Here is a 13,402-nt window from a genome sequence, read left to right as displayed (position 1 = left end):
TCCTTTACCTTTTACTTTCCTAACAAAATCATACCTAACGGTACATCGTCTTTTGGCAATTGTAATACTTGGCTTATTGCTTCTGGCTTAATGGAATGGATATAACGAGCACTTAATTTTAAAGCCGCCGCTGCTAAATATACATTTTGGCTCATAGCTCCAACTGCGGTATAACTGAAATTTGTGACTTCGTCTGGTTTAATATCCGACAATGCATTCGCATCTGACACAAAGATTAATGAATAAGCTGCACGTTTGGTAAAGCTTTGCTGACCAATATCACCTCGGATATCTTGATTATTGATTTCACGCAGAAAATGACCATCCCACTCATATAAAAAAGTGCCCTTTTCACTAGCAACATAAATGCGTACGTAAGGAGCTTTGCCTTTCGACATCGGAACTGTCCACCCTGTCTTACCACGGTTTAATCCACTAGCAGCCCAAAGTACTGTGGATAATTCATCATCAGTCACTTGCCCAGCAGGAAATCCACCACCTGGCGTTGATACGCGTTTTTTAAGACTTTCAAACAGACTCATGCCATCTTTCGTTTGCGGTGACGGTAAATTAATATCGGCATAACAAAGTGGTAAATAAAACAATGATAAAAATAGAATGGAAACGGTCTTCCGTAAACCCCAAGGCATAACATACTCCTGAACTTTCGGTAATAGCGTGGTGATATCTTATTGCTAATGATCACAATTATCAATATCAAATAATAATAATTATCATTTTTAAGCTAAATTAAAATTATTAAAATAATCAATATAGTTATTGTTAGCAACCGATTCGTTAATATCAGCTTTATAACATTAATTATGCTTTCAATAAAAATATTCGTTAAATCAATATGATTTGATTATAAAACAACCTAAAAAGTTGATAAAAATTTTAATGTTGCTATTTTAATTATAAAACAAACAGTTATAATTAGAGTGTTCCCTGTATACATAGAGATAAACCTTCGATGTGTTAATATTGCATAGCATTTTTTTGCTATTCAAAAATCGCAATTCTGTATTTCATTGTTTACTTTTTTAATTACATGAAAAATATAAACTAATCGGTAGAATCCCGTAGAATCTAATTTTAACTTCTATTAATTTTAATTAATCAAATAAAAACATAATGTTATAAATACTAATTTTGATAAAAAATAACCTAAAAAATCGGTAGAAATTTGACAGTCAAGATTTTAATTATAAAACAATATGTTATAATCGGTATGTTCCCTGTATACACAGGGATAAACCGATCCTTTTTACAATCAGCTTTTATGATTTGTTATGTTCCCTGTATACACAGGGATAAACCGTGCCTGACAATTACAATCCAGAAACTAGGGAGATGTTCCCTGTATACACAGGGATAAACCGGCGGCAGTGGTTGGAATTCCTATTTTAATGTTATGTTCCCTGTATACACAGGGATAAACCGACAAGGTATGGCTTGTAGCACCGCCAATAATTATGTTCCCTGTATACACAGGAATTAATCAATAGTAGGCATAAATTTTTCCTACAGTGCTACAATTGGTTGGTATTTGTAAAAAAAATATTGCTACCGCCATCGACCAGTTGAATGATTTGCGAGAAAAAACAAAATCACCTGATAAAAAGCAACTATACTCTATTACCATTACAAAATTGCAGGGCGCGCAAAGGTGGGCAGTCAAGGTCTTAACGATTCAGATACCTGTTCATAACCAAATATCTATTTACACTCATTAACACAAAAAATCAGATTAATAGAGCTATGTTGTATAAACTATATACATATTCACAGTGGATACCATGCCACAATATGAGGATGTAGTATGAGTAAGCAAGTAGCTATTTTGGGTGATGCAACTAATTATGGTGGTAGGATCATTACAGCGTCAGGTTATGGGTATAGTGATGGTGATGGCATTGCTCTATTAGGTGATTTGGTTTCCTGTCCTAGATGTAGTAGTACTGGCAGAATCATAGAAGGGACAAACGATTTTATTATCGATGGTAAACTCGTTGCCTATGATGGCTGTATTGTTGCGTGTAAATGCACTCCCGTTGGTGAACATAGGATTTTAGCTTTTAAGAGCACTATGTATGTTGGGGTTAGTAGTGGCTCTGTCCAATCTAATTCGTTTGCTGGTAATCAAAAACAATTTAATTCCGCGAATAATGACGAAAACAATTTAATTAGAATTGATGCACGCCGTCTCTTACAATGTGCTGATGAATTATGTGAAAAGCATCTATATCATGATGATATTAAGCAAGCATTCAAGCAAGACGTTGAAGCGTTTGCTAATGATATTGTTGAACGAGTAGACAGTGGCGCTATGACGTATGAGCAAGGCGCTGAAAAAATCAAGGAAGAAGAAAAAAGTCTTTTGGACCAATCATTAATTTGGATCAGTAATGGGCTGTCTATTTTCGGTGGAGCGGGATTAACCAGCACAGGAATAGTCCTTTGCTATACAGGATGGGGATGTGTTGTTGGAGCACCCATGGTGGCTCATGGATTAAACGGCATTTATGAGGGTAGTGCTGGTATTTTTAATGGTGTCATGAATGAAATTGATGGTGGCAATCGTGATATGGAGGAGGACGGTCCTCTAAGAAAATTATATCAGTCTGGAGCTGAAGCGATAGGATATGATGCGTCCATAGGAGATATAATTTATGATGTAGTTGACCTTAAAGGTTCATTATATGGGAAAGTAAAACTGATTCCAAAACTAAATGAATTTGGTGATCCTCTATTTAAGCTATTTTCTTACGCAAGGAAAGACCTTGAAATGGCTTACAAACAAATGAGTAAACTAATGCTTGAAGTGGAGCTTATAAGCGATGCTTTATCGGTAATTAAAATATTTAAAAATTCCCTTAATGCCTATATCTTTAATAAAGATACCGAACAAGTAGTCATGGTCGTTAGGAAACCTAAAACAATTATTAATGTTAAGCAAATTGTAGATGATTGTGATCTGATAATAACAACAGCGAACACTGATGAAAAAACACCAGTATATTATCTTTGTAACAGAAAAGATGGCACGGAATATAAAAAAGATACTAATGGAAACATAATTGAGGATAGTAAAGAGTAATGTTAATTTTTATCTGTGTCTGTTATTGTTGTTTAGTTATAATTGGTTTTTTTTGGCGATATCGTTTTTCAAAATTTACTACATCTGATTACTATAATAATAAATCATTAAATCGTAAGCGAATTTATTTTAATATATATTCTAATTTTGTAGCAATTTTCTCTTTTTATATGTGTTTACTTGTTATTGAAAAAAGAATACCAAGTATACTAGTTTTTCTTTTTGCAATAGCACTTTGTTTGTACTTTATGCATACTACTATCGATTTAGACTCGTCCTCAAAAAGCAGGAAAAAGAAACGGAAGTAAATCTATATGATTATTGAATGTATTATATTTTATTGCTTGTTGATATTAGATTTTTTTGTTTGGCTTTATTTTTACTTTCGTGCAACAAATTATCACAATGACAGAGCATTAAATCTTAAACGAATATTTGCTATTTTATATTATTGTTTGGTACAAGTTTATAACATTTATATGATACTAAACCTTAAATACCTTGATTTAAAATCTAATGATCTTTTGCTTATATTTATCCGTATGTCTGTAATTGTAAATATTGGTTTAGTCTGGTATTTTATTTTAACTCTGAAACCACTACCAAAAGCTAGAAAATGAGATTTAATGAATACTTAAAAGAATGCCCACTTTGCCATGAATCATTAATATCATAATTTAAAAAGTATAGTAAATTGAGGTGAGAAGGTAATTGAAAATGATATAACGGATTAATAATGCTTATTATTTTTATTTATTATTTTTTATCTATAGCTACTTTGTGCGCCTGCTATTATTTCCGCCGTTCTCGTTTTACGGAAAAGGATTATAAATATAACAAACCATTAAAATGGACTCGACGTATTCTGATAATTTGGATGTATTTACTAGGAGGAATACACTGTAGTATTTGTGCTAGAAAAAATTTTTTTCGTGATTTACACAATGATTTTATTATTGCGTCTGCCATATTCTTTCTGATTGCCTATATATTTGCTATAGGCTGGGTAGAAAATATCATATATCCTTCCAATAACAAGAAAAAATAGTAGAATTCTTTCTTTATAGCTTTTCAAAGGCAATGAATAACATTAATAAAACAATAACCGCTTGATTGCGTTTTTTTAAGTCTGAAATTCATAAACATTCAAATTGAACTTAAAGTGAAGTCAGTTTCACCAGAAGAGTAAATTATAATAACCGTAGAAATATAATTACCAAAAAAACTGATACTAGTATTTGTTGCCGAGAAAGTTAGATATTCCCTCTATGCAGGAGTAAAATCTGCCAAAAAGTTTCAGATTAACTATACGTTTCAGTATAAAAATCAATAAATACTTTAATTTAACCTTATGTTTATAAAAGATAATATTTAATAAATATAAACAGTTACCTAATGGTTATGATTCAAAAAAATACATCGAATTACTTAAAAAATTACTGAAATGGTACTAACTAAAAATCGGTGCTTAAGTCTAATTTATGTAAATTTTGTAACCGAACCACATAAGCAACCAATTCTAAAAATAGAGTGATTTTGATAACAACAAAACATTAAAAACATCTGAAAGAAATCATATTAAAAACATTAAAAAGTTGGCGGAAATTTCAGCAAATGATTTTAATTAATAAACAATAAGTTATAATAAGGACGTTCCCTGTATACATAGAGATAAACCTTCGATGTGTTAATATTGCATAGCATTTTTTGCTATTCAAAAATCGCAATTCTGTATTTCATTGTTTACTTTTTTTAATTACATGAAAAATATAAATTTATCGGTAGAATCCCGTAGAATCTAATTTTAACTTCTATTAATTTTAATTAATCAAATAAAAACATAGTGTTATACATTATGATTTTGATGAAAAATATCCAAAAAAATCGGTAGAAATTTGACAGTCAAGATTTTAATTATAAAACAGTATGTTATAATTGGTATGTTCCCTGTATACACAGGGATAAACCGCCTTGTTTTATTAATCCGTCTCACCCTGATTGATGTTCCCTGTATACACAGGGATAAACCGCTGACCCATATTGCGAGGTAGTCTCAAATTATATGTTCCCTGTATACACAGGGATAAACCGTTTTATCCTCGCAGGTTTTCGTCTGCGCTGTTATGTTCCCTGTATACACAGGGATAAACCGAGTACCAGCTTTATATGAAGCTCTGACCTGCTATGTTCCCTGTATACACAGGGATAAACCGGCAATCACCAATTTTTGAAAACGTGAGATGACATGTTCCCTGTATACACAGGGATAAACCGGGTATTTGATAATGATGATGATCTCCTAGATTATGTTCCCTGTATACACAGGGATAAACCGCTTTTACATTTGAAATGTTCGACTTCCATGTAATGTTCCCTGTATACACAGGGATAAACCGGGTCCATATTTCAGTTTTGGCTATGTATTTGAATGTTCCCTGTATACACAGGGATAAACCGACAACGCCTTCCCAGTCCAAACACTCCCTGAGATATTCCCTGTATACACAGGGATAAACCGGGGTACATTTTGGGCGGTCGTATTGAGTTTTTATGTTCCCTGTATACACAGGGATAAACCGTATTTTATCCCAAATCGCCCTAAATGGCGGTTATGTTCCCTGTATACACAGGGATTAATCAATAGTAGGCATAAATTTTTTCCTACAGTGCTACAATTGGTTGGTATTTGTAAACAAAATTTCGCCACGGTTATCGACCTGTGGAATGATTTGCGAGAAAAAACAAAATCACCTGATAAAAAGCAACTATACCCTATTACCATTACAAAATTGCAGGGCGCGCAAAGGTGGGCAGTCAAGGTCTTAACGATTCAAATACCTGTTCATAACCAAATATCTATTTACACTCATTAACACAAAAAATCAGATTAATTTAGCTAATTTGTATAAACTATATACATATTCACACTGGATACCATGCCACAATATGAGGATGTAGCATGATAAAGCAAGTAGCTATTTTAGGAGATATGACCAATTATGGCGGTAGGATTATTACAGCGTCAGGGCAAGGGTATTGTGGTATGGATGGTGTTGCTCTATTAGGTGATTTGGTTTCCTGTCCTAAATGCAGCAGTACTGGCAGAATCATAGAGGGGGCAAACGATTTTATTATCGATGGCAAACCTGTTGCCTATGATGGCTGTATTGTTGCGTGTAAATGCACGCCAGTCGGTGGGCATAGAATCTTAGCCTTAAACAGCACTATATTTGTCGGGGTTAGTGGTGGCTCTGTCCAATCTAATTCGTTTGCTGGTAATCAAAAACAATTTAATTCCGCAAATGATAACGAAAACAATTTAATTAGAATTGATGCACGCCGTCTCTTACAATGTGCTGATGAGTTATGCGAAAAGCACTTGTATCATGATGATATTAAACAGGCGTTCAAGCAGGACGTTGAATCGTTTGCTAATGATATTGTTGAAAAGGTAGACAGCGGTGCTATGACGTATGAGCAGGGCGCTGAAAAAATTAAGAAAGAAGAAAAAAGCCTTTTGGATCAATCATTAATTTGGCTCGGTAATGGACTGTCTGTTTTTGGCGGTGCAGGTGTAACTACCGCAGGATTAGTCCTCTGTGATACTGTGCTAGGATGTGTTATCGGCGCACCAATGATAGCTCATGGATTAAACGGCATTTATGAGGGTAGCGCTGGCATTTTTAATGGCGTCATGAATGAAATAGATGGTGGTGATCGTGATATTGAAGTTGAGGGACCAGTCAGACAGTTATATAAATTAAGCGTAGAAGCACTGGGATTTGACGGTTCAATCGGTAGTATAATTTATGATTTGATTGATCTTGGTGGTTCATTTTATGGTAAAGTAAAACTGATTCCAAAACTAAATGAATTTGGTGATCCTGTATTTAAGCTATTTTCTTACGGGAGGAAAGACCTTGAAATGGCTTACAAACAAATGAGTAAATTAATGCTTAATACTGAGTTTTTCAGTGATATTATATCGTTATATAATTTATATCAGGAGTTTGATAACGCTTTCATCTTTAATAAAGATACTCAACAAGTAGTCATGGCAGTTAGGAAGCCCAAAACAATTATTAATGTTAAGCAGATTGTAGAAGATTGTGATCTAATGATAACAACAGCGAACACTGATGAAAAAACACCATTATATTATCTTTGTAAAAGAAAAGATGGCACGGAATATAAAAAAGATACTAATGGGGACATAATTGAGGATGGTAAAGAGTAATGTTAATTTTTATCTGTGTCTGTTATTGTTGTTTAGTTATAATTGGTTTTTTTTGGCGATATCGTTTTTCAAAATTTATTACATCTGATTATTATAATAATAAATCATTAAATCGTAAGCGAATTTATTTTAATATTTATTGTAACTTTATAGCGGTTTATTCTTTATATATTTTTTTGCTTGTTAAAGAAAAAATTATACCTAGCGTATTTGTCTTATTTTCTGTAGTGATAATTGGTCTATACTTTATGAGTGCGACGATTGATTTAGACTCTTCCCCAAAAAGCAATAAAAAGAAACGGAAGTAAATCTAGATGATTATTGAATGTATTATATTTTATTGTTTGTTAGTATTTGATTTTTTTACTTGGTTTTATTTTTATTTTCGTGCAACAAATTATCACAATGACAGAGCATTAAATCTTAAACGAATATTTGCTATTTTATATTATTGTTTGGTACAAGTTTATAACATTTATATGTTGCTAAACCTTAAATACCTTGATTTAAAATCTAATGATCTTTTGCTTATATTTATCCGTATGTCTGTAATTGTAAATATTTGTTTAGTTTTTTATTTTATGTTTAGTTTAAAACTCCCTCCCAAAAGATAGAAAATAAGATTTAATGTATACGTTAAAGAATGTTACCTTGCCGTAAATCATTAATATCATAATTTAAAAAAGTATAGTAGATTGAGGTGAGAAGATAATTGAAAATGATATAACGGATTAATAATGCTTATTATTTTTATTTATTATTTTTTATCGATAGCTACTCTGTGCGCTTGTTATTATTTCCAATGTTCTCGTTTCACGGAAAAGGATTATAAATATAACAAACCATTAAAATGGACTCGACGTATTCTGATAATTTGGATGTATTTACTAGGAGGAATACACTGTAGTATTTGTGCTAGAAAAAATTTTTTTCGTGATTTACACAATGATTTTATTATTGCGTCTGCCATATTCTTTCTGATTGCCTATATATTTGCTATAGGCTGGGTAGAAAATATCATATATCCTTCCAATAACAAGAAAAAATAGTAGAATTCTTTCTTTATAGCTTTTCAAAGGCAATGAATAACATTAATAAAACAATAACCGCTTGATTGCGTTTTTTTAAGTCTGAAATTCATAAACATTCAAATTGAACTTAAAGTGAAGTCAGTTTCACCAGAAGAGTAAATTATAATAACCGTAGAGATATAATTACCAAAAAAACTGATACTAGTATTTGTTGCCGAGAAAGTTAGATATTCCCTCTATACAGGAGTAAAATCTGCCAAAAAGTTTCAGATTAACTATACGTTTCAGTATAAAAATCAATAAACACTTTAATTTAACCTTATTTTTATAAAAGATAATATTTAATAAATATAAACAGTTACCTAATGGTTTTCATTCAAAAAAATACATCGAATTACTTAAAAAATTACTGAAATGGTACTAACTAAAAATCGGTGCTTGAGTCTAATTTATATAAATTTTGTAACCGAACCACATAAACAAACAATTCTAAAAATAGAGTGATGTTGATAACAACAAAGCATTAAAAACATCTCAAAAAAATCATATTAAAAACATAAAAAAACTGGTGGAAATTTTCAGCAAAGTATTTTAATTAATAAGTTATAGTGATGACGTTCCCTGTATACATAGAGATAAACCGTCGATGTGTTAATATTGCATAGCATTTTTTTGCTCTTCAAAAATCGCAATTCTGTATTTCATTGTTTACCTTTTTTTAATTACATGAAAAATATAAACTTATCGGTAGAATCCCGTAGAATCTAATTTTAACTTCTATTAATTTTAATTAATAAAATAAAAACATAGTGTTATATATCATGATTTTGATGAAAAATATCCCAAAAAATCGGTAGAAATTTGACAACCAAGATTTTAATTATAAAACAGTATGTTATAATTGGTATGTTCCCTGTATACACAGGGATAAACCGTAAATTTGTTATTTACCATCCATTATATAAATATGTTCCCTGTATACACAGGGATAAACCGGGACCTATTGCCATTTCACCCATAGTCGCACCATGTTCCCTGTATACACAGGGATAAACCGCGCTGAGTTATCGATGTGATGCATTTGGTCGTATGTTCCCTGTATACACAGGGATAAACCGCGAAACTGTACACGGAATTGGTGGGATAGCAGATGTTCCCTGTATACACAGGGATAAACCGGTCGAGTGGAGTTCTCACGATTTTAGACGTACATGTTCCCTGTACACACAGGGATTTTTCTTTTATGCAAGATTTTGCTAATTTTTGTCAAAAAGTTTCAGATTATGGCTATGTTTCAGTATAAAAACATCGAGAATTCATTTAGTTTAATGGTTAATTTTATATAAACCAATGTTTTATAAAAATGCATATCATTCAATGTTTTAAGGTATTACTATTGTAAAGGCAATGGTTAAAGTAACGCTCTGTTAGTTCTTGATGTTCATTAGTTATCTTCGTACAATAAAAAAAATTTTTATTTTGGTTTGTTATGCAATTACATTTAGTGGTTAATACGTTTGGATCCGATTTGCAGCGTCGTTATGGCGAAAAGATCTATAAATTAACGTTACATGGTGGATTTAGTTGTCCAAATCGTGATGGTACTCTTGGTGTTGGTGGTTGCACTTTTTGTAATGTTGCGTCAATTATTGATGAATCTATCCAAGTAAAATCTATTTCTGAACAGCTTGCAACCCAAGCACATCAAATGAAAAAATCAAAGCGTTATCTTGCCTACTTTCAAGCTTATACCAGTACTTATGCCGAAGTTGAAATTCTTAAAAATATGTATCAAGAAGCGCTTAACAGTGCCGATATTGTTGGCTTATGTGTTGGTACTCGTCCAGATTGTGTTCCTAAAGAAGCATTAGATTTACTTGCTCAATATCAAGATCAAGGTTACGAAGTTTGGTTAGAACTTGGTTTGCAAACTGCTAATGATAAAACATTACATCATATTAATCGTGGGCATACATTTAACGATTATCATCAAACGGTACAAAAAGCCCGTAAACTTGGTATAAAAGTATGCACCCATTTAATTATTGGTTTACCAAATGAAAACAAGCAAGATAGTCTAATTACGCTTGATCGCGTGTTAACAAGTGGTGTTGATGGGCTAAAACTGCATCCTTTGCATATTGTTGAAGGCAGTATTATGGCAAAAGCATGGCGAGCGGGTCGCTTAACGGTATTATCATTAGAGGAGTATGTGGATATTGCCGGTGATATTATTCGACAAACTCCCGCTAATATTTTATATCATCGAATTTCAGCCAATGCCAGAAAACCAACCTTACTCGCCCCTGATTGGTGCGAAAATCATTGGCAATCAATGAATGCTGTCGATAACAACTTACGCCAATTTGGTGTTCAAGGTAGTGCTATTGGTGATACTTATCAATTCAAATTATAAAAAAATACTGATGCAGTTAAACTTAACAAACTAATTTATTAACAACCGATCTTGATGTTAATTGATTAATGACTAAATATTTTGATATTAATTATCAACAAAATATAAATACAGACAATTAGGATACAATTAATAGTACCTATAAGTTTACTAAGCGTAAGCTGTCAAAAGTTTAAAGTTAATACTGATGCAATTGCTGAATCATAAAATCAGTTTCATACTCACTGGTTTGTGAAAACCATAAATACAGATAATAGTATTAATGAATTTGAAATCTTTGCTTTAGCGGTATAATTTTTAAAATACTATTTGTTTCATTAATTTTAACTATATTATCACCAATTTCGATTGTAAATTTCATTCAAGGAAATACTAAGGATTGCTTAAATTTATAAACCGCCGTTTCCTAACGCCCCATTTTCAATATCTTAATAATTTGTAATTTAATTTGATAAAAATTTAGTTTTTCTAAAAAATAGAAGATAGTATCACATTCTTTTTTATATAAATTTAATTATCTATATTGATTATCTGTTTTAAAAAATCATAATAGCGATAACTTAAAGCGTTTTTTAGATTGTTAAACACTATTTATACAAATTTACAGAATAATATTAATTGAATCAGCGTATTTTTGTACCTTTGTTAACAACAAGTATATAATGGCGTTTTATCATTTGAGACAATCTGCATGCAACTGGCTTTTTGTATTTATAAATTTTTCCCTTTTGGTGGTTTGCAACGTGATTTTTTGCAAATTGCTACTGCTTGCCAAGCGCGTGGACATCAAATTCGTGTTTATGTTTTAGACTGGCAAGGCGATAAACCAGCCGGATTTGATATTATTATTGTTCCTAAAAAAGGGTTAACTAACCATAGTCGCAATCAAGCTTATTACCATTGGGTAAAAGCGCATTTAAAAACTAATCCCGCTGATTGTGTAGTAGGATTTAACAAAATGCCGGGGTTAGATGTCTATTTTGCCGGTGATACTTGTTTTGCTGAAAAAACATCACACAAGGGCTTTTTTTATAAACTATCTAATCGTTACAAACACTATTTATCATTTGAACAAGCTGTTTTTGACCAAAGTTCAACAACTAAAATCATGGTGTTAACTAAACAACAAATTCAAGATTTTAAAAATTATTATCATACTCAAAATGAACGATTCTTTTTATTGCCACCGGGAATTGCTTTAGATCGTAAATACAGTGTTTATGCTCCAATAAAGCGTGAACAATTTCGACATAAAAATCAAATTAACCAAGATGATTTTGTGATAGTACAAATTGGCTCAGATTTTAAACGTAAAGGAGTAGATCGGTCATTAAAAGCGATTGCTGCTTTACCTAATGAATCAAAACAAAAAGTCACCTATTTGGTTGTTGGGCAAGATAAGCCTGAACTCTATCAAAAATTGGCCGAAGAGTTAAATATTGCAAAACATGTACGATTCTTTTCAGGTCGTGATGATATTCCTGATTTTTTATTTTCAGCGGATCTATTAATTCATCCAGCCAGACAAGAAGCTGCTGGTATGGTATTAATTGAAGCATTAGCAGCAGGTGTACCGGTGATTGTTTCAGGTATTTCTGGATATGCTTATCATATTAGCCAAGCTAATGCTGGTATTGTGTTGACAGAACCTTATCATCAAAATGCTTTAGATCAAGCGTTAGCGCAGTTAATCAACGATAAAGAGCAATGGTTAAGTTGGCATAAGAATGCCATTGCCTATGGTAATAGTGAAGATTTGTATCATTTAGCACAGCGCGCAGCAGACATTATTTTAGGATGTCATCATGAATGAAATTATACTTAAATCACCTTTTGAGCAATTATGGCTACAAAAAGATCCATTTACTGAGGTTGAATTAATTTCAGGTAAAGTCTATCGTGCAGTTAAACAACGTAAAACTTTAAATTTTCAATTAGAAGGTGAGTCATATTTTATTAAAATTCATCGTGGTACGACAATTAAAGAGATTGTAAAGAATCTAATTTCGCTACGTTTACCTGTTTTAGATGCCAAACAAGAATGGGATGCGATTCATCGTTTAGAGCAAGCAGGCGTAAATACTATGGATGGGCGCGCATTTGGACGAAAAGGTTTAAACCCACTGACACGTCACTCGTTTATTATTACCAAAGATCTTAACCCTACCATTAGTTTAGAAGATTTTACTAAGTCATGGATCACCCATCCTCCTAGTTATAATTTAAAACGTTCATTGATTATTTATTTAGCCAATATGACCGCTAAAATGCATGCTGCTGGGGTAAATCATCGTGATTGTTATTTATGTCATTTTTTGCTTGATATACCGTTATTTGAAAACAATCAGCAAATTAAATTATCAGTAATTGATTTACATCGAGCCCAAACTCGCGATAAAGTACCTACACGTTGGCGCGATAAAGATCTAATTGGACTTTATTTTTCATCGGCTAAAATTGGCTTAACTAATCGGGATATTTGGCGATTTTTGAAGGTTTATTTTAACAAACCACTTAAAACAATTTTACGTGATGAACATAAATTAATCACCAGCGCGCAACAAAAAGCAGAACGAATTAGCAAACGGACAAAGAAGTATCAACTTTAACATAAGGAA

Annotated in this window: 6 protein-coding genes and 3 CRISPR repeat arrays; of the genes, 5 read left to right on the top strand and 1 reads right to left on the bottom strand. The window is 32.1% G+C overall.

The window, feature by feature from the left end; genetic code table 11:
- Window positions 1–11 precede the first annotated feature (11 nt).
- Window positions 12–650 carry a nitroreductase family protein gene (locus GAPWK_RS02910; RefSeq protein WP_025314794.1) on the bottom strand — a complete coding sequence of 213 codons (639 nt, stop codon included), beginning with the start codon at window positions 648–650 and terminating at the stop codon, window positions 12–14.
- 581 nt (window positions 651–1,231) lie between these two features.
- Window positions 1,232–1,504: direct repeats of the CRISPR family, unit length 29 nt; unit sequence ATGTTCCCTGTATACACAGGGATAAACCG.
- Between the two features lie 318 nt (window positions 1,505–1,822).
- Between GAPWK_RS02910 and GAPWK_RS02900 the strand changes: the two genes are divergently transcribed.
- The 5 genes from GAPWK_RS02900 to rfaP all read left to right on the top strand — a co-directional run bounded on the left by GAPWK_RS02900 (window position 1,823) and on the right by rfaP (window position 13,393).
- Window positions 1,823–3,100 (top strand): PAAR domain-containing protein, encoded by a 1,278-nt coding sequence (locus GAPWK_RS02900; RefSeq protein WP_025314792.1) that lies wholly within the window; start codon window positions 1,823–1,825, stop codon window positions 3,098–3,100.
- Window positions 3,101–5,040: 1,940 nt separating this feature from the next.
- Window positions 5,041–5,740: direct repeats of the CRISPR family, unit length 29 nt; unit sequence ATGTTCCCTGTATACACAGGGATAAACCG.
- Window positions 5,741–6,059: 319 nt separating this feature from the next.
- Entirely contained in the window at window positions 6,060–7,337 is a 1,278-nt protein-coding gene (locus GAPWK_RS02885) for a PAAR domain-containing protein (protein ID WP_025314790.1), read from the top strand.
- Window positions 7,338–9,274: 1,937 nt separating this feature from the next.
- A CRISPR array of direct repeats spans window positions 9,275–9,547; the repeat unit is 29 nt; unit sequence ATGTTCCCTGTATACACAGGGATAAACCG.
- Between the two features lie 310 nt (window positions 9,548–9,857).
- Window positions 9,858–10,784 carry a TIGR01212 family radical SAM protein gene (locus GAPWK_RS02865; protein WP_025314787.1) on the top strand — a complete coding sequence of 309 codons (927 nt, stop codon included), beginning with the start codon at window positions 9,858–9,860 and terminating at the stop codon, window positions 10,782–10,784.
- Window positions 10,785–11,475: 691 nt separating this feature from the next.
- The gene (locus GAPWK_RS02860) at window positions 11,476–12,597 is read left to right on the top strand and encodes a glycosyltransferase family 4 protein (protein ID WP_025314786.1); all 1,122 of its coding nucleotides are present in this window, start codon (window positions 11,476–11,478) and stop codon (window positions 12,595–12,597) included.
- Window positions 12,590–13,393, top strand: coding sequence for a lipopolysaccharide core heptose(I) kinase RfaP (rfaP, locus tag GAPWK_RS02855; RefSeq protein WP_038517074.1), 804 nt, complete (start codon window positions 12,590–12,592; stop codon window positions 13,391–13,393). The genes GAPWK_RS02860 and rfaP overlap by 8 nt, the downstream gene beginning before the upstream one ends.
- The last annotated feature ends 9 nt before the right edge of the window (window positions 13,394–13,402 follow it).

Origin of the sequence: Gilliamella apicola (genome assembly GCF_000599985.1) — a bacterium.
GTDB classification, from domain to species: domain Bacteria; phylum Pseudomonadota; class Gammaproteobacteria; order Enterobacterales; family Orbaceae; genus Gilliamella; species Gilliamella apicola.
Note: the sequence above shows the minus strand (reverse complement) of the source record. Positions and strands in the feature narration are given on the sequence as shown.

Excerpts from the sequence above, each read along its gene's own strand:
- GAPWK_RS02865 (WP_025314787.1), top strand. The coding sequence starts at position 9,858 with ATGCAATTACATTTAGTGGTTAATACGTTTGGATCCGATTTGCAGCGT.
- GAPWK_RS02910 (WP_025314794.1), bottom strand. The coding sequence starts at position 650 with ATGCCTTGGGGTTTACGGAAGACCGTTTCCATTCTATTTTTATCATTG.
- GAPWK_RS02900 (WP_025314792.1), top strand. The coding sequence starts at position 1,823 with ATGAGTAAGCAAGTAGCTATTTTGGGTGATGCAACTAATTATGGTGGT.
- rfaP (WP_038517074.1), top strand. The coding sequence starts at position 12,590 with ATGAATGAAATTATACTTAAATCACCTTTTGAGCAATTATGGCTACAA.
- GAPWK_RS02885 (WP_025314790.1), top strand. The coding sequence starts at position 6,060 with ATGATAAAGCAAGTAGCTATTTTAGGAGATATGACCAATTATGGCGGT.
- GAPWK_RS02860 (WP_025314786.1), top strand. The coding sequence starts at position 11,476 with ATGCAACTGGCTTTTTGTATTTATAAATTTTTCCCTTTTGGTGGTTTG.